16 protein-coding genes are annotated in these 17,540 nt (G+C 72.5%); 10 read left to right on the forward strand and 6 right to left on the reverse strand.

The window, feature by feature from the left end:
- The first annotated feature begins 87 nt into the window (after positions 1 to 87).
- On the forward strand, positions 88 to 810 hold the full coding sequence (locus GXW78_RS13420; RefSeq protein WP_211869329.1) for an SDR family NAD(P)-dependent oxidoreductase: 723 nt from the start codon (positions 88 to 90) through the stop codon (positions 808 to 810).
- Here GXW78_RS13420 and GXW78_RS13425 read toward each other — a convergent pair.
- A complete protein-coding gene (locus GXW78_RS13425) occupies positions 781 to 1,290 on the reverse strand; it encodes a hypothetical protein (RefSeq protein ID WP_211869330.1) in 510 nt (169 codons plus the stop codon). The two genes, GXW78_RS13420 and GXW78_RS13425, sit on opposite strands and share 30 nt — an antisense overlap.
- Positions 1,291 to 1,449: 159 nt before the next feature.
- On the opposite strand from GXW78_RS13425, the gene GXW78_RS13430 reads away from it, so the two are divergent.
- The 5 genes from GXW78_RS13430 to GXW78_RS13450 all read left to right on the forward strand — a co-directional run bounded on the left by GXW78_RS13430 (position 1,450) and on the right by GXW78_RS13450 (position 7,048).
- Positions 1,450 to 2,100, forward strand: coding sequence for a tetratricopeptide repeat protein (locus GXW78_RS13430; protein ID WP_211869331.1), 651 nt, complete (start codon positions 1,450 to 1,452; stop codon positions 2,098 to 2,100).
- Positions 2,100 to 3,434 carry an outer membrane protein assembly factor BamB family protein gene (locus tag GXW78_RS13435; protein ID WP_246522145.1) on the forward strand — a complete coding sequence of 445 codons (1,335 nt, stop codon included), beginning with the start codon at positions 2,100 to 2,102 and terminating at the stop codon, positions 3,432 to 3,434. Before GXW78_RS13430 ends, GXW78_RS13435 begins: the two co-directional genes overlap by 1 nt.
- Positions 3,435 to 3,448: 14 nt before the next feature.
- Entirely contained in the window at positions 3,449 to 4,801 is a 1,353-nt protein-coding gene (der, locus tag GXW78_RS13440) for a ribosome biogenesis GTPase Der (RefSeq protein WP_211869332.1), read from the forward strand.
- Positions 4,802 to 4,889: 88 nt separating this feature from the next.
- Positions 4,890 to 5,810 (forward strand): FkbM family methyltransferase, encoded by a 921-nt coding sequence (locus GXW78_RS13445; protein WP_211869333.1) that lies wholly within the window; start codon positions 4,890 to 4,892, stop codon positions 5,808 to 5,810.
- Between the two features lie 2 nt (positions 5,811 to 5,812).
- Entirely contained in the window at positions 5,813 to 7,048 is a 1,236-nt protein-coding gene (locus GXW78_RS13450; protein WP_211869334.1) for a hypothetical protein, read from the forward strand.
- A 324-nt stretch (positions 7,049 to 7,372) separates the two neighbouring features.
- Here the strand turns inward: GXW78_RS13450 and GXW78_RS13455 are convergent, their stop codons facing one another.
- Positions 7,373 to 8,722 carry a class I SAM-dependent methyltransferase gene (locus GXW78_RS13455; protein ID WP_211869335.1) on the reverse strand — a complete coding sequence of 450 codons (1,350 nt, stop codon included), beginning with the start codon at positions 8,720 to 8,722 and terminating at the stop codon, positions 7,373 to 7,375.
- A gap of 126 nt (positions 8,723 to 8,848) precedes the next feature.
- Here GXW78_RS13455 and GXW78_RS13460 point away from each other — a divergent pair, with 126 nt between their 5' ends.
- Positions 8,849 to 9,655, forward strand: a complete 807-nt coding sequence (locus tag GXW78_RS13460; protein ID WP_211869336.1) for a YdcF family protein — start codon at positions 8,849 to 8,851, stop codon at positions 9,653 to 9,655.
- On the opposite strand, the gene mltG is transcribed toward GXW78_RS13460, so the two are convergent.
- The 4 genes from mltG to GXW78_RS13480 form a co-directional block, all read right to left on the reverse strand.
- Positions 9,597 to 10,640, reverse strand: coding sequence for an endolytic transglycosylase MltG (mltG, locus tag GXW78_RS13465; RefSeq protein ID WP_211869337.1), 1,044 nt, complete (start codon positions 10,638 to 10,640; stop codon positions 9,597 to 9,599). The genes GXW78_RS13460 and mltG overlap by 59 nt on opposite strands.
- A 325-nt stretch (positions 10,641 to 10,965) precedes the next feature.
- Positions 10,966 to 12,249, reverse strand: a complete 1,284-nt coding sequence (gene fabF, locus GXW78_RS13470; RefSeq protein ID WP_211869338.1) for a beta-ketoacyl-ACP synthase II — start codon at positions 12,247 to 12,249, stop codon at positions 10,966 to 10,968.
- A 30-nt stretch (positions 12,250 to 12,279) separates the two neighbouring features.
- The gene (locus tag GXW78_RS13475; protein WP_211869339.1) at positions 12,280 to 12,519 is read right to left on the reverse strand and encodes an acyl carrier protein; all 240 of its coding nucleotides are present in this window, start codon (positions 12,517 to 12,519) and stop codon (positions 12,280 to 12,282) included.
- Between the two features lie 383 nt (positions 12,520 to 12,902).
- A complete protein-coding gene (locus GXW78_RS13480) occupies positions 12,903 to 13,880 on the reverse strand; it encodes a Bug family tripartite tricarboxylate transporter substrate binding protein (protein WP_211869340.1) in 978 nt (325 codons plus the stop codon).
- A 346-nt stretch (positions 13,881 to 14,226) separates the two neighbouring features.
- On the opposite strand from GXW78_RS13480, the gene GXW78_RS13485 reads away from it, so the two are divergent.
- From GXW78_RS13485 to GXW78_RS13495, 3 genes are all read left to right on the forward strand, one after another.
- Complete coding sequence (locus tag GXW78_RS13485) at positions 14,227 to 14,760, forward strand: chromate transporter (protein ID WP_211869341.1); 534 nt, start codon at positions 14,227 to 14,229, stop codon at positions 14,758 to 14,760.
- The gene (locus GXW78_RS13490) at positions 14,757 to 15,281 is read left to right on the forward strand and encodes a chromate transporter (RefSeq protein WP_211869342.1); all 525 of its coding nucleotides are present in this window, start codon (positions 14,757 to 14,759) and stop codon (positions 15,279 to 15,281) included. The genes GXW78_RS13485 and GXW78_RS13490 overlap by 4 nt, the downstream gene beginning before the upstream one ends.
- 259 nt (positions 15,282 to 15,540) lie before the next feature.
- Positions 15,541 to 17,535, forward strand: coding sequence for a hypothetical protein (locus GXW78_RS13495; RefSeq protein WP_211869343.1), 1,995 nt, complete (start codon positions 15,541 to 15,543; stop codon positions 17,533 to 17,535).
- Positions 17,536 to 17,540: the final 5 nt, after the last annotated feature.

The raw sequence follows: 17,540 nt of genomic DNA on the forward strand, positions 1-17,540 counted from the left end.
GTTTCCAAAGGCCCTTCGGCCTTTGGCGGGGTGGTCCGGAGGGGCAGAGCCCCTCCGGCATCCGCCCTCCCCATCATCGAGGACTCCATGACCACCCACCCCACCCGCGTCGCCCTGATCACCGGCGCTTCCCGCGGCATCGGCGCCGCTGTCGCCGTCGAGCTCGGCCGGCGCGGCGTGCAATGCGTCCTCGTCGCCCGCACCCAGGGGGGCCTGGAGGAGACGGACGACGCCATCCGCGCCGCCGGCGGCCCGGCCGCGACGCTGCTGCCGCTCGACCTTCAGAAGAAGGCGGCGGACATCGACATGCTCGGCCCGTCCATCGTCGCCCGCTTCGGCCGGCTGGACATCCTGGTCCATGCCGCGGGCGCGCTCCCGAAGCTGACGCCCGTCGCGCATATCGAACCGCGGGACATGGACGAATCCATCGCGGTGAACATGGCCGCCGCCTGGCGCCTGATCCGCACCTGCGACCCGCCGCTGCGCGCGGCGGAGGCCGGCCGCGCCGTCATGCTGACCGACGCTGCGGCCGGCGAGCCGCAGCCCTATTGGGGCCTCTACGCCGCCGCCAAGGCCGGCATGGAATATCTGGTCCGTTCCTGGGCCACGGAGACCGCCGCCACCCCGCTGCGCGTGAACCTCCTCGATCCCGGCCCGGTCGCGACCCGCCTGCGCGGCCGCGCCTTCCCGGGCCAGGAGCCCGGGGAACTCGCCGCCGCGGCTGACGTCGCCCCGGCCATCGCCGCGCTGTGCGACCCGGCGGAAACGCGCCACGGCGCCCTAATCCGTGCGCAGGCCAACACCCACTGACGGCCCCGGATCGGGGATGAGCGCCCTGGCCGCCGCTTCGGCCGCGGCCGCGCCGGCCTGCGGCGGCGCAGGCACCCCCTGCCCCGGCACCAGCACGACCTGGGGGGGTTGGGCCTGCGGCGGCGGGGCCGGTGCCGGCTCCAGGGACCGCGCGATGCGACGGACCCAGCCGATCCGGTTGTTCTCCTGTGCCTCGGACAAGGTCGCCGGCCCGTCGGCGACGCCGCGATAGGGCGGCCATGCCGCCGGCGGCACCGTCCAGCAATCCACCGCACCCAGGCTGCGCGTGCACATCGGCGGCGGCGCCGGCGCGGGGTCCTGGCCGCAATACGCGTCCCCGCGCCCGATCCGGGCGATCGAGCAATCCTCCCCCGTCACCAGCGATACGATCGAATCCCCCGTCGTGCGGCCGAAGGCCCGAAGCGACAGCCCCTCCACCGCCGCCGGGATGGCGAGCAGCGGCGCGCCCGGCGCACCCACGGCCCCACACCCCCCCAGAAGCATCACGAAAGGCAGCAGGAACCGGCACATGGCTGGTATCAAGGCCCGGACGGGCTTAACGCCCCGCCAACGGGGGGTTATGTTCCGCCCCCTTTTTCCAGGCTGGCCGTGCCGGCCGGCAACCCAGGGATGCCGCCTTTGCCCGATATCTTCGACGAGGTAGCCGAGGATCTCCGCGCCGAACGCGCGCGGAAGCTGTGGGCGCGCCTCAGCACCCCGCTGTTCACCGTGCTGCTGCTCGTGCTGGTCGGCATCGGCGGCTGGCAGGGCTGGCGCTGGTACGAGAACCGGCAGCAGGCCGCCGCCGCCACCGCCTTCATGGCCGCCCACCGTGCGACCGAGGCGCAGGGTGCCGACCTCACCGCCATGGCGTCCCGGTTCGAGGCGATCGCGGGCGAGAACCCGGGCGGCTACCGCACCATCGCCCTGCTTCGTGCCGCCGCGCTGAAGGCCGAGGCCGGGGACCGCGACGGCGCGCTCGCCGTCTACGACCGCGTCGCGAACGACACCTCCATCGACCCGCTCTACCGCAGCCTCGCCTCGCTGCTCTGGGCCCTGCGCTCGCTCGACACCGCCGAGCCCGCCGCGCTCACCGCGCGCCTCGCGCCGCTGACCGGTGCGGATTCGCCCTTCAGCGCCTCGGCGCGCGAACTCTCGGCGCTCGCCACCCTCAAGGCCGGCCAGCGGGCCGAGGCACGTACCGCCTTCCAGGCCCTCGCCGCCGACCAGGCCGCGCCGCAGTCGATCCGCGAACGTGCCGGCCGCATTGCCGAGGAGCTGGCTTCCTGATGCGCGGCCCCATCTCGCGCCGCACGGCGCTGCTCGGCGCCGCCGGCCTGCTCGGCGGCTGCTCGCTGTTCGACGACATCTTCGGCGAGCGCCGCGAGCGCTTCCCCGGCGAACGCCAAAGCGTCATGTCGATCCCTGAACGCACGCTGGAGGCCGCCAGCAGTGCGGCGGGCACCGCCGTGACCCTGCCGCCGCAGGCGCCGCGCACCGACTGGCCCGTCGCCGGCGGGGACCTGCCCCACTCCGGCGGGCACATCGCCTTCGGCCCCGGCCTTGGCCGCGTCTGGAGCAGCGGCTTCGGCAGCGGCAACGGCTACCGCCGCCGGCTCCTCGCGGGCCCGGTGGCGCAGAACGGCACGGCCTATGTCTCGGACTCGCTCGGCGTCGTCTCGGCCTTCGACGTCGCTACCGGCAGCCGCCGCTGGCGCCGCGAAACCGACCGGACCGATGACGATACCGGCACGATGGGCAGCGGCGCGGCGGTCAGCGGGGAGACGCTCTACGTCGCCACCGGCCTCGCGGAACTGCTCGCCCTCAACATCGCGGATGGCTCGGTCCGCTGGCGCGTGGACCTGCCCGGCCCGGCGCGCGGCGCACCCACCGTCGCCGGCACCACCGTCTACGTGCCGACCGTGTCGAGCCACCTCGTCGCGCTGGCCACCGATGACGGGCGGCGCATCTGGACCCACCGCGCCAACCCGATCCCGACCATCCCGCTCGGCCTCGGCACGCCCGCCGTCGAGGGCGACACGGTCATCGCCGGCTTCCCGTCGGGCGAGCTCCTGGCACTGCGCGCCTCGGACGGCCGGGTGCTTTGGAGCGAAAGCCTCGCCGCCACCGGCGGCGGCGTGCTGTCGGACATCGCCGGCGTGCGCGCGCGCCCGGCGGTCGCCGATGGCCGCGTCGTGGCCGTCGGCATGGGCGGGCTGACGATCTGCGTCGACCTGCGCTCCGGCCGCCGCCTGTGGGAACAGGAGGCCGGCGGGACCGAAGGTGCCTGGATGGCCGGCAACTGGGTCTTCATGACCACCGACGCCGGCCAGGTGGTGGCGATGGAGCGTGAATCCGGCGTGGTCCGCTGGGCGATCTCCCTGCGCCCACCCGCCCGCGGCAGCCGCGCGCCGGACCCGATCGTGCTGTCGAGCCCGATCCTCGCCGGCGGCCGCCTGCTGATCGGCACCTCGCTGTCGGAACTGGTCTCGATCGATCCGTCGGGCGGTGACGTGCTGTCCCGCCAGTCGCTGCCCGCAGGCCTCGGCCTGCAGCCGATCGCCGCCGGGGGGCTGCTGCTCGCCGCGACGGACGACGCCACCCTGCTCGCCTTCTCCGGCTGAGACGCGATCGCACCATGACGCCCACCGTCGTCATCCTCGGCCGGCCGAATGTCGGCAAGTCCACGCTGTTCAACCGCCTGGCGCAGCGGCGGATCGCGATCGTGGACGACACGCCGGGCGTGACGCGCGACCGCAAGGAAGCGCCTGCCCGCATCGCCGGCCGCGACGTGACGCTGGTCGACACGGCGGGGCTCGAGGAAGCGCCGCCCGACACCGTCGCCGGCCGCATGCGCAGCAGTTCGGAAGCTGCGCTGCGCGCCGCCGACCTCGTGTTGTTCGTCGTCGATGTCCGCGCCGGGCTGACGCCGGCCGACCGCGCCTTCGCCGCCTGGCTGCGCCGCGCCTCCCTCCCCGTGCTGCTGATCGCAAACAAGGCGGAAGGCCGTGGCGGCATCGCCGCCGCACTCGAAGCCTATGAGCTCGGCCTCGGCGACCCCATCGCCGTCAGCGCCGAGCACAATGAAGGCCTCGGCGTGCTGCACGAAGCCGTGGCCGAAGCCCTCGGCGAAGCGCCCGAGGAGGATGAGGAACCGGCCGAGGACGATCCGGAACGCCCGCTCCGCCTCGCCATCGTCGGCCGTCCCAATGCCGGCAAGTCCACGCTGCTGAACGCGCTGATCGGGCAGGAAAGGACGATCACCGGCCCCGAGCCCGGCCTGACGCGCGACGCCATCACCGTGCAGTGGCGCGACGAGACCGGCGGCCGCGTGCGCCTGGTCGACACCGCGGGCATGCGCAAGAAGGCGCGCATCGAGGAAAAGCTCGAGCAGATGTCGGTCGCCTCCACCCTCGGCGCGCTGAAGGAAGCCGAGGTGGTGGTGCTTGTGGTCGACGCGCTGCTCGGCATGGACGAGCAGGATCTGCGCATCGCCCGCCTCGCCGAACGCGAAGGCCGCGCCGTCGTCATCGCGTTCAACAAGTGGGACGCGGTCGAGGACCGCCCCGGCACGCGCCAGAAGCTGGACGACGTGCTGACGGCCTCGCTGGCGCAGATGAGGGGCGTCGCCGTCGTGACGCTGTCCGCGCAGACCGGGCGTGGCCTCGACCGGCTGATGCCGGCGGTGCGTGCGACCTACGCGCTGTGGAACCGGCGCATCCCGACGGGCGAACTGAACCGCTGGTTCGAATCGGCGCTCACGCGCCATCCGCCGCCGGCTGTGAATGGCCGCCGCGTGAAGCTGCGCTACGCCACGATGACCAAGGCGCGGCCGCCGACCATCACGGTGTTCGGCACACGCGCCGAGGAGATCCCCGAGGAATACCGCCGCTACCTGGTGAACAGCTTTCGCGAAGCATTCACCATGCCTGGCGTACCGATCCGGCTGCAGCTCCGTGGCACGCGCAACCCGTATGCGGAGGAGGCGTGAAGCCCGCCGCGTTCCGTGCCCGGGGTTGGTGGGCAAACGCCCTGCCATGTATGGTTGTGCTTCAGCGAATGGCGTGTGCATCCGACTCATGACTGACCCGTCCGGCCATCTCCTCGACTCACTGACCGGACGGCAGCGGCTGTTCGATCGCCTCGACCGCATCGAGCGCCGGCTCGAGGAAGCCATCGCCTATTTCGCCATCCGCTCGAACCGCGTGTCCGACAGTCAGTCGGTCTTCCTCGGCGACCACACGGCGGTCACCTTCCTCGAAGGTGGCATCCGCATCCTCGTCGATACGCGCAGCATCGATATCGGCATCCACCTCCTCACCCTCGGGCGGTGGGAGACAGGCTACACGAGCCTCTTCACCCGGCTGGTGAAGCCCGGCGACACAGTGCTCGACCTCGGCGCCAACCACGGCGTCTACGCGTTGCTCGCGGCACAGATCGTCGGGCCCACCGGCCGCGTCGACGCCTTCGAGCCGAATCCGCGCCTCGCCCACCTCGTCGACCTCTCGCTGCGGCTGAATGGCTTCTCCCCCTGGGCCTCCGTGCACGCGGTCGGCGTATCTGAGGCCGCCGGCACGGCGCGGCTGGTCTTCGTCGACAGCTTCTCGGGCGGCGGCTCGATCGCCGCGCCCGGCACGCAGCAGACGCAGCCCGGCGTCGACTGCCGCCTCGTCGCGCTCGACGAGATGTTCGCCGACCCCGCCTATCGCCCCGACGTCATCAAGATGGACGTGGAAGGCCACGAAGGCCGGGCGTTGCGCGGCATGCGTCGCCTGCTCGAACGGGCACCCGGCGTGCGCATCATGATGGAATTCGCCCCCGAAATGATGGCGCGCGCCGGCGTTCCCGCCGCCGAGGTCGCCGACATGCTGGGTCGCCTCGGCCTGCGCCCCTGGATGATCGACCATGAGGGCGCCCTGACGGGCATGGATTGGGGCGCGGTGCTCGCCACGGCGAGCGGCATCCAGAACATCCTCGTCGCGCGGGAGGAGCCGGCCTGACAATGGCCGACACCGCGCCCGAGGACGAACTCGCCGAGGCCGACCGACCGGTCTTCTTCATCCATATCCCGAAGACCGGCGGCAACAGCGTCGTCTCCCACTTCCTCGCCTTCCTGCCGGTCGGCGAGGTGTTCCCGCCCCCGCCGCAACTCACCATGCTCGGCCCGGACTTCCCTGTTGCGCGCGAAAGGTTGCCGGGGCTGCGCTTCCTGCACGGCCACCTGCGCAACAACCTGCAGGGGCAGCTGCCCCTCGCGCGACTGCGCCTGCTCACCTTCATCCGCCATCCGGTGCGGCTCGTCGCCTCGCACTACCTGTATTTCCGGCACATGCCGGAACTGCCGATGCACGGGCCCGCGAAGGCGCTCGGCATCCTCGACTTCCTGCGCGCCTATCCGAACTACGGCACCAACCCGCAATCGCGCTACCTGATCCAGGCGCTCGGCGTGCATCGCGGCGTCAGTCCGGATGAGCGGCCCGACCATGCGGGCCCGGCGCTCGATCGGCTCGACTTCGTTGGCGTCACCGAGCGCATGCAGGAATCGCTCGATGCCATGTCGGAGCACTACGGCATCCCGAGCTTCCCGGCGCAGCGGCTGAACGAGGGCCGCGCCTCGCGCGACGAGGTCGAGGCCTGTGAGGCCGCGCTTCGGAATGACGAGGCACTGCTGCGGCTGGGCGCGGACCTCATGCTCCGCCGCGCGGCGGAACAGCGGCTGGACCGCTGGCTGGGGACGCGCCGGGCCCAGCGCGCCGGCGCCGCTCTGGTCGCCGGGCTGCGTGGCCGCGGGCCGATGCCCTGGGTCGTGGCGCGGCACGAGAATGCCGCGGTCGCCTTCCTCGACGGCTGGTACCCGCAGGGCTGGATCGGCGAGCCCGGCCCCGACAACCATTATTGGTGGACGAACGAGACGCCGCGCCTGCTCGTCGCCTCCGCCGCCGGGCGACCGGTCCGCGTGCGCCTGCACGTGCTCGAGACCATGGGCTTCGAGGCAGCCCGGATCCGCGCCAACATCGGCCTCCGCCAATTGAAGGTCGAAGCCGCACCGGCCAATCCGGGCACCGAAATCAGCTTCCGCATCGAGGCGACAAGCTTCGCGCGGCACGCCAACGCCGTCCCGGTGCGCCTCGCCGGCGCGCGGTCCTCGACCTTCGCCGAAGTCGACCCCGCAATCGACGACCACCGGCGGCGCGCCTTCGCCATCCGCAGCGTCTCCGTCAGCTTCGACGAGGGCTGACACGGGCTTGCCCTGCGGAGGGGCCTTCCGGGTAATCCGGCTACCTGCATCTGTGGCGATCGGAGGGGCGCCGCCCCTCCGAACCACCCCGCCAGGATGCTGGGCATCCTGGACCGCAATCTGTTGGCGCCCGGCGCAACGAACACGCCAGGTGATGCAATCACGCTTCGGGCGCAAAGGCGGGTTTCGGCACCCATCCTGCCAGCAGCGCACCGCGCCAAATCGAGGTTTGCAAAGGCCTTTCGGCCTTTGCTGGGGTGGCTTGGAGGGGTGAAACCCCTCCAACGGCGGCCTTCCGCGTCGAACCGAGCGCCGCCGCGCTGATCACCCCGCCCCGTCCGGCCGGGGAAACCGCCGCGCCTGGATATCCGCGCTCGCCAGCAGCACCGCGCCCTGCGTCACCCGCCCGATCAGGCTGTAGACCAGTCCTGGGCGCGTCTCGACCTCGAAGCGGTGGATCACCGGCAGGCCGGCCGGTTCGTTGATCGTCAGCTCTGCTTCGGCGGCCAGCACCGCCTCCTCGAAGCCGGGGCGGGAGGCAAACAGCCGCAGCCCAACGCGGCCCGCACCCGCCATGTCCGGTGAGGGCACGAGGACCACCTGCATCGCCGCCTGCGCCGCGCCGAACTCGACGTTGCGCGTGGCGAGCAGCGGCTGCCCGGCGGCAACGGGCGCGCCGCCCCACAGATCGAGCGACAGCCGCGCCTGGGCCGGCCGGTGCCCGAAGGGGTTGAGGCGCACCCAATCCCCGTAGCGCCGGTTGCGCTGCTCCACACGCGCCCGCTCCATCGCGGCCGTGCTCGCCGCGAGGCCACGCACCGTCACGGGCTGCACGGCGCCGCCCGGCGCAGGACGCAGCAGGAACAGCACCGGCCCGGAAATGAAGCCCGCGAGGTCGCGCATGACCAGCGCCTGGAGCATCGGCTCGGCCGGATCGTCGTGCAGGATGGATTGCAGCGGGCGCGGGCTGTTGTCCTCGGCATCCGACAGCCGCATCTCGACCGTCGGCGCGGCCTGCAGCCCGGCCTCGGCGAACAGGCGCAGCAGGTGGTCCACGGTGAAGGCGTAGTTGCCGCGCGTCCGCCGTGTCTCGGGGCCGAGCAGCACCTCTGTCGTCAGCGCGTAGAGTCCGCCGGGCTTCAGTACCCGCCGCACCTCCCGCAGATGCGCCAGGAAATCGGGATCGTCGCCGATGTGCTCGAAGGAGGAGATCGAGTAGCAGAAGTCGAAGCTGGCATCCGGATAGGTGATCGCCCGCATGTCCATGTGATGGACGGCGAGGCGCTCCGCCGGGAAGCCGCGCGGCGCCGCGCCCATGACGAAGCCCAGCGGGTCGGACGTCCGCGCCACGTCCCAGGCCGTGCCGGCCTCGTACAGATCCGTCGCCGTCAGCTTCGCGACACGCGTCCCCACGGCATAGGTCAGCGGCTCCCGCCCGCTGCCGAAGGCGATGCCCTGCGCATCCCTACGCAGCACGCCGGCCTCGGCCAGGGCGAGGAACGCCGCCGCCTGCTCCCATTGCCGCGGATGGATGCGCGGCCGCCGCCCCAGCGCGCGGCGCACGACGAGGCGAAAGCGCGGATCGGTCCAGTCCTCGGCGTCGCAGACCTTCTGCAACGCGTTGCCGTAGCGGCCCAATGTCGCGAGCTGGGCCAGAACCTCGTCGTCAGCCATCGGCAAATCCAAACGTGATGCGCGATTATGCGATCGGGTTCCGAACCGCGGAAGCGCCCCCCGGACGCGCATGCTGGCCGGGTATGCTATGGGCCTTCGCATCCCGAGAACGGACCGCATCGCCCCGTGACCGACATCCTCTTCGCGCTTTCCAAGATCCTGTGGTTCCCCGCCCGTCCAGGCCACTTCGCGATCATCCTCGGCTTCATCGGACTGTTCATGGTCTGGCGCGGCCGCCGCTTCGGCCGCTGGCTGATCCTGATGAGCCTCGGCTTCTTCCTCCTGCTCGTCGTCACGCCGATCAACCAGTGGCTGCTGCTGCCGCTCGAGGACCGCTTCGCGCGCCCCGCCGAACCGCCCGCCCGTGTGGACGGCATCATCGTCCTCGGCGGCGCGGTCGAGCAGAACATCACCGAGGCGCGCGGCATCCCGTCATTGAACGGCGCCGCGGAGCGCATGACCGAAGGCGTCATCCTCGCCCGCCGCTACCCGGATGCGCGGCTCGTCTTCACGGGCGGCCAGGGCTCCTTCGTCCATGGCGGCCTGACCGAGGCCGATGTCGCCCGCCAGCTCTGGACCGCCATGGGCGTCCCGCCCGACCGTGTCCTGTATGAAGACCAGGCGCGCAACACGCATGAAAACGCGGTGCTGACCTATCGCGCCGTGCAGCCGCAGCCGGGCCAGGTCTGGCTGCTGGTCACCTCGGCCTCCCACATGCCGCGCTCGGTCGCCGTGTTCCGTGCCGCCGGCTTCCGCGACATCGTCCCCTGGCCCGTCAACTTCCGCACCGGCCACACATGGGCTGCCTGGTACGACGCACCCTTCCCCGAACGTCTCGGTCAGCTCGAGTGGGGCATCCGCGAATGGATGGGCCTCATCGCCTACCGCCTGATGGGGCGGACGGAGAGCGTGCTGCCGGCGCGGAACCCGTAGCGGCGCGCTCGATCTCCCGCCAGCGCGCGACGTTGCGGTTGTGTTCGTCCAACGTGCGGGCGAAGGCATGCCCGCCCGTCCCGTCGGCGACGAAATACAGGTAGTCCGTCGCCGCCGGCCGCAGCGTCGCGGCCAGCGCCGCCTTGCCGGGGCTCGCGATCGGCCCCGGCGGCAGGCTCCGCACGCGATAGGTGTTGAAGGGGTGGTCACGGTCGAGATCCGCCCGGCTGATCGGCCGGTCCATCGGCGCCCCGCCGGTCGCGGCATAGGCCACCGTCGGGTCGGATTGCAGCGGCATGCCGCGGCGCAGACGGTTGATGAACACCCCGGCGACGGTTTCGCGCTCCTCCGCCTGCCCCGTCTCCCGCTCGACGATGGACGCGAGGATCAGCGCTTCCCGCGGGTTCGCCAGCGGCAGGTCCGGTGCGCGGTTTGCCCAGGCCTCGGCCAGCGCCCGGTCCATCGCCGCATCGGCACGTCTTACGATGGCGCCCCGGGTGTCGCCCCACTCATAGGCATAGGTCTCGGGCAGCAGCGCCCCCTCGTCGATCGCAGGGGTCTCGCCGGTCAGACCCTCCGCACGGTCCAGCAGGGCGCGAATCTGGTGCGCGGTCAGCCCCTCGGCGATGGTGAGCCGCCGCTGCACCGCCCGCCCCTCGCGCAGGATGTGCAGCACCTCCGACAGCGGCGCGCCGGCCGGGAAGGCAAACTCCGCCGCCCGCAGCGGCCCCGCACTGCGCGTCAGCCAGGCGGCGGCGGCGAAGGCCCGCGCATCGCGGATCACCCCGCGCTCCTTCAGAGCGCCCGCGATCCGCTCGGTGCCACCGCGCGGAATGACCACCTGCGCCGGCTCGGCCAACGGCCCGGGACCCGTATACGCGCGCCAGGCCGCCGTCGCGGCAAGGCCGCCCGCGAGCAACAGGACCAGGGCGAGCACCAGGCCAAGCAGGGCGCCGCGTAGGCGACGGGGTGAGGTGCCGCTCATGGGGCGCCTTCGCATGCCATCATCCCGAGCAGAGCGCGGGATGAGACGCTTGGTTGCCGCAGGGGGGATTGGAGAGGGGCTCTGCCCCTCTCCAAGCCTCTCCCCGCCAAAGGCCGAAAGGCCTTTGGAAACCTCAAACTGGAGGGGGGCACGATGGTTCGGACCATAGGGGATAGGGCGCGCGGGCCGAGGGGCATGGCGGGCGCGCCGGAACGGCGACGCTCACGCACTGCCCAGCGCCGAAAACCGGTTTCCAAAGGCCTTTCGGCCTTTGGTGGGGTGAGGTCCGGAGAGGGGCAACGCCCCTCTCTGGTCGCCATCCCGCTCAGGGCGCCGCGCGGAACAGGATGCTCGCGTTGGTGCCGCCGAAGCCGAAGGAGTTCGACAGCGCCACCTCGATCTTCCGCGACTGCGCTTCCAGCGCGACGCGGTCGATCACGCTCTCCCGCGATGGCTTCTCCAGGTTCAGCGTCGGCGGCGCGACGTTGTCGCGGATGGCGAGGATCGAGAAGATACCCTCGACCGCGCCGGCCGCGCCGAGCAGGTGCCCGATCGCCGATTTGGTCGAGGACATCGCGACGCCCCGCGCATCGTCGCCGAACAGCCGCTCGACCGCCTCCAGCTCCAGATCGTCGCCGAGCGGCGTCGAGGTGCCGTGCGCATTGACGTACTGGATATCCGCCGGGGCCAGATTGGCCGAGGCAAGCGCCGCCTTCATCGCGCGGAAGGCGCCCTCATGCCCCTCGGCCGGGGCGGTGATGTGATAGGCATCGCCCGACATGCCGTAGCCGATGACCTCGGCATAGATCTTCGCGCCGCGCGCCTTGGCGTGCTCGTACTCCTCGAGCACGACGACGCCCGCGCCCTCACCCATGACGAAGCCGTCGCGGCCTTCATCCCAGGGGCGGGACGCCTTGGCGGGCGTATCGTTGAAGCCGGTGGACAGCGCGCGCGCGGCGCAGAAGCCGGCGACGCCGAGCTCGCACACCGCCGCTTCCGCACCGCCCGCGACCATGACATCGGCATCGCCGAGCGAAATCAGCCGCGCCGCGTCGCCCAGCGCATGGACGCCCGTTGCGCAGGCCGTCACCACCGCGTGGTTCGGGCCCTTGAAGCCGTACTTGATCGAGACCTGGCCGGAGGCGAGGTTGATCAGCGCCGAGGGAATGAAGAACGGCGAGATGCGCCGCGCCTTGCCGGCCGCCGCGACCCGCGCCGATTCGTCGATGGTCTCGAGCCCACCGATGCCCGAGCCGATCATCACGCCGGTGCGGCAGCGCGCCTCGTTATCCTCCGGCTTCCAGCCGGAATCCTCGACCGCCTCCTCCGCCGCGACGAGCGCGAGCTGGATGAAGCGGTCCATCTTCTTCTGATCCTTGATCGGGATCCATTCGCCGAGGTCGAGCCGGCCATCGGCCTTGGCGCCGGCCGGCACCTGGCCGGCGATCTTGGCCGGCAGGGCCGAGACGTCGAAGGACTGGATGCTGCCGATGCCGGATTCGCCGGCCAGCATCCGTTTCCATACATGCTCGACACCCAGTCCGAGCGGGCAAGCGATGCCCATGCCGGTCACGACGACCCGTCGCGGCGAGAAACCGTTCTGGAACACGCGCTCTACCCCCCAGCCAGTCTTAGGCTTTTACTCGCCCTTCTGCTTCTCGATGTAGTCGATGGCATCCTTCACGGTCGTGATCTTCTCGGCCGCGTCGTCCGGGATCTCGACGCCGAAGGCCTCCTCGAAGGCCATGACCAGCTCGACCGTGTCGAGGCTGTCCGCACCCAGGTCGTCGATGAAGGACGCCTCGGGGGTGACCTTCGCCTCCTCGACGCCGAGGTGTTCGACGACGATCTTCTTCACCTTGTCGGCGGTGTCGCTCATCGCGCTTACTCTCTCCGTTCTGCCGGGCCTGACCCGTGCGAAAATGCCGAATGCGTTCCGCCCGGTACCGGCCGGACTCGCGCCCCGGGCCCCCGCGGAGCCCGGCGCTTATCATGGAAGCGTCGCACGGCCTAGGTGGTCACGCCGGTCCGGGTCAAGGTCCGTCTGGCGCCGGCCCGCCGGCACACCGCGCAAATGGTGGCTGTGCCCGGGGCGCAACACCCCGCCAACGGGGGAATTGCAGCAGGCGCCCGACTCACCGTCCCGCCTTCGGATCGCGGCGACGCGGCGATCCGGGAACGCAAAGCGCGACTGCGCCCAAACCTCCTGCCGTCCCCAGCGCACCGGCGCACGGCGAGCCGGCGCCTGAAGCCGGCAAACCCTCAGTCCACCGTGATGCTCGCCTGCCGAATCACCGTCGCCCACCGCTCCCGCTCCCACCGGATCAGCTCGGCGAACCCCGCCCCGTCCATGCTCGACGGCTCCGCCCCTTCGTCGCGCAGGCGGCGGATCACGTCCTCATTGGTCAGCGCCTGACGCATCGCGCCGAACAGCTTTGCCTTCACCTCGGCCGGCGTGCCGCGCGGCACCAGCAGCCCGTACCACGCCGTCGCCTTGTAGCCGGGGATGGTGTCGGCCACCGGCGGCACGTTCGGCAGCACGGTGATGCGTCCCTCGCCGGTCACGGCCAGCGGACGCACCTGCCCGCCATTGATCAGCCCCACCACTGACGGCAGGGTCGTGATCATGAAGTCGAGCTGCCCCGCGACCACGTCGGTCAGCGCCGGCCCGGCGCCGCGATACGGCACGTGCTCGGCACGCAGCCCCGCCATCTGCAGCATCAGCGCCGCGGCGAGGTGGCTGGCCGACCCGTTGGACGCCGAGCCGTAGGTCGCCCCGCCATTGGCGGCGCGGACCTCGTTCAGCAGCTCCTGCAGGTTCTGCGCGCGCGACTTCGGCCCCACCACGACGACCAGCGGCGCGTCGGCGACGAGGCCGATCGGCTCCAGCGCCCGCTCCGGATCGATGCGCATGTTGGGGAACAGCGAGACGTTCACGCTCATCGGCCCGTGGTTGCCCATCAGGATCGTGTAGCCGTCGGGCCGCGCCGTCGCCGCCGCCTCGGTCGCGATGTTGCCGCCGGCGCCGGGCCGGTTCTCGACCACCACGGGCTGGCCGAGCACGCCCTGCATCGCCTGCGCGACGGTGCGCGCGATCAGGTCGGTGCCGCCGCCGGGTGCGAAGGCCAGCAGGATGCGCATCGGGCGATTGGGGAAGGGGCCATCCTGCGCTGCGGCGGGCAGGACGGCCAGGGCGGGGGTGGCGGCAAGCGCGCCGATCAGGGTCCGGCGGGTGGTCATGGGGGCGGGGCCTTCTCGAATGGTGCCGGACATGCCGCCGGCGTGCGTGCGTTCCTTGGGCGGCCGGCTTCCGCCCTCGCGGGCTGCCGGCGCGTCATTCGTTGTCGCGCGGCGTGCATCGGCAGGCCGCGCGTGGTCGTCAGGCTGGGCTGCGCCGTGCGCCTGCGGTGCGGCCGGGGCCACCATGCGGGGAAGGCGCCGCGGACGCCGGCGTATAGGCCCGGTCGTTCGGAAGGTGAAGCGGGTTGAAGTGACGGATATGCAAGAACCGCCCGGCGGGGATTGATCCCGGGCGGCGGTCGCGGTCCTCTGCGCAGGAATGACCGATGAGCCCCCTCCCCGCCCCGTGCCGACGCTGCTCGACCTGTTCCTCACCTACGGCAAGATCGGCCTGATCGGCTTCGGCGGCATCAATGCCTGGGCGCGCCGCGTTCTGGTCGAGGAAAAGCGCTGGCTGACCGACCAGGAATATGCCGAGACGCTCGGCCTCGGCCAGGTTCTGCCCGGCCCGAATGCGCTGAACGCCTCGATCATGGTCGGCGACCGCTTCCACGGCGCCGCCGGCGCGATCGTCGCGCCTGGAGCGATGTTCGGTGGCCCGCTGATCCTGCTCGCCGGCCTCGCGATGTTCTACGACGCCTATGGCGAGGTCCCGGTCGTCAAGGCCGTGCTCGCCGGCATCGCCGCGGCGGCCGCGGGCATGGTCATCGGCACGGCAGCGAAGATGACGCAGAAGATCCGGCCGCCGCCGTCGCTGCTCGCGGTGGGGCTCTGCGCCCTGGTGGCCGCGGGCCTGTTCCGCGTGCCGTTGCCTTATGTCGTGCTGGGCCTCGCCCCCTTCGGCATCCTCGCTGCCTATCGGGTGCTGCGCGCGAAATGACCGCCACGATCTTCTGGCAGCTCGTGTTCGGCTTCGGGGCCATCTCGCTCGTCTCCGTGGGCGGCGGCATCGCCGTGCTGCCCGAGATGCACCGCCTGGTCGTGGACGTGCACGGCTGGATGACTGACGCAGACTTCGCCCAGCGCTTCGCCCTGGCCCAGGCCGCGCCGGGGCCGAACATCCTGGTCGTCGGGCTGTTCGGCTGGCATGTCGGCGGCGTGCTCGGCATGCTGACGGCGGTGCTGGCGATGACGCTGCCCACCTCGATGCTCGCCTTCGGCTTCTCCCGGCTGCGCACGCGCCTCGCGGGCCGGTTCTGGCTCCGCGTGGTCGAGCGCGGGCTGGTGCCCATCGCCGTGGGGCTGATCGCCGCCTCGGGGCTCATCCTGGCGCAGGGCACGGCGACCGGCTGGATGCCGGCGCTGGTGACGGCGGCCTCGACGCTGTTCGTGTGGCGGACGGATTTCTCCCCGCTGTGGGTGCTCGTCGCGGGCGCGCTGCTGGGCATCGCGCTCTTCTGACGACCTCGCGATTGGCCCATCCATTTTGATACCAGTATAGTCGATCTGGATCGACGTGGCGCGGACCGTCCCGGGACGCCAGGGCACGGCGCGGTCGACCCGGCTTGGCGTCCCTCGAGGCTTCGCATCCCACGCGTGAGGGAGATGCGCCCGGGTGCATGCCGCTCGCCGCCCGTACCGAGCGTCCGAACCGCCGAGCGGCCCCATGCGGGCGGCGCGCAGGGAAGGGCCCGGCCCGGGCCGGCAGGGGGTGCCGGGCATGCGCGCGCTCGCGGCCTTCTGGGGGGTGGTCCTGGCTGGCGCGGGCGGCGGCGCGGCGGTGCTGGAATACCTCGGCCCACCGGAACGGCCGGCCGCGGCGATAGAAGGCGTCGCCTTCCGGCTCGCCGCTTTGCCGCCGGGAATCATGGTTCCGATCGACGACGCCAGCCCGCCGGAACCCATGCTTTCGGCGGAGCCCCACCCGGGCGCACCTGCAGCGCCCTCGGCCCGGGCGCCGCCCGAGGAGACCACCGCGGGGGCGAAGGACAGCACGGTGCCGTCCCCGGCCGAACCGGAGAGCCCCACCGCCGTCCCCGAAGCCGTCATTGCGGGCGTCGCACCTGACACGCCTCCTCCCCAGGATCCGCCCTCGACACCCGCGCCCGACCCATTCGGGACCACCGATCCCGCCCCGGACGCCGCGACCGCCCCCGCGAACCTCGAACCCCCCACGCCCGTCGATGGCGACGGCCCGGTGGCACCGCCCGTACCCGACCCCACACCCGTCGAGCAGGCTGCCCGCGCCGATCCCGCGCCGACCGAGCCCGTCCTACCCCCGCCGGCGGAGCCGCCCGCAACGGCCGAGGAACCGTCGACCGGCCCCGAGCAGGCACCCGCGACCACCGCATCGCCCGCGTCCATCCCCGCCAGTCCCCCGCCCATAGCGCAGCTTCCGCCCGATCCGGCCGCGCCCGAGACGACGCCGCCGCCGGCCCTGGCAGCGGACGTCCCACTGCCCGAACCGGCGGTCCGGGCAGAACCGATCGCTGCCCAGCCGCCCGCCGCGGCGTTTGAACCGGACCAACCGGCTGATTTGCAGCCGCAATTCGCGGCAGAGTTCCCCGACCAACGCCCCCCGGCGGATCTCGCAATGCTCCCGCCCGATTCGCCCGAGAGCACCGAGGCGACGCCGGCCGCCAGCGCCCAACCACCCACGCCGGTCCCGGACGAAGACACGATGGCGCAGTCCTATACCGAGCCGGCGCGCGTCGGGCAGGTCGCACCCGCCGATCCCGGTCCCGCGCCGAACGAGCCAGCCACGCCGCCGCCGGCCGATCCGCCCGCAGCCGCCGAGCCATCGCCGCCCCGTCCCGACCAGGCGCCGACAACGGCCGCATCACCCCCGCCGATCCCGGCCAAACCCCCGCCGCTCGCGGCGCTTCCCGCCGATCCGGCCACGCCCGGGACGACGCCGCCCGTCACCCCATCCGCGCCAGTCCTGGCCGAACCCGTCCCTGAGGACACGCCGCCCCGCCCGCCCGAGGTCGCGCCACCGGCGGAAGCGCCGGGCGTGGCCACGCTCACCGGCCCTGCCCCGCCCGCCGAGGCGCCGGCCTCCGAAGCCCCGGCCGCCGGCAGTCCCATGCCGGACGCCCCCGCATCGCCAGTCACCGAGGCGCCCCCGGTCTCGCCTGCCCCGCCAGAGAGCGCCCTTCTTCCCACCCCTCCACAGCCGGCCCCCGCCGACGCGCCCGGCCCGGAAGCCCCCGCCGTTGCCGACCGCGCGCCGTCCGCCGCCCAGGCAACCCCTGACCCGCCCGAGACCGCCGCTCCTCCTGCCGCTCCCCAGCCCGCCGGCACCGCCCCGTCCAACACCCCCGGCCCCGCTTCCCCGCCCGCTGCCAGCCCCGCGCCGCCCGCTGTCGAGGCAAGCCCTATCGCGCCCGAAACCACCGCCCGTCCCACCGCGCCACAGCCTGCCCGGCCCGCTCCTTCCCCCGCCATGACCGCCGCCCTGATGCAACGCGGCCAGGCCATGCTCTCGACGGGCGACATCTCCGCCGCGCGCCTGCTGTTCGAACGCGCCGCCCGGACCGGCAGCGCCGCCGCCGCCGTGGCGCTCGGCCGGACCTACGATCCGCGCTTCCTCGCCGCACTCGGCGCCCAGGGGATCCGGCCCGACATCGCCGCCGCCGCCGACTGGTACCGCCGCGGCGCAGCCCTCGGCGACGCCGAGGCCGCCGCCCTGCTGCGCACCCTGCCCGCGCGATGAGGAGA

The sequence above is a fragment of the Neoroseomonas terrae genome (assembly GCF_018129025.1).
GTDB classification, from domain to species: Bacteria; Pseudomonadota; Alphaproteobacteria; order Acetobacterales; family Acetobacteraceae; genus Neoroseomonas; species Neoroseomonas terrae.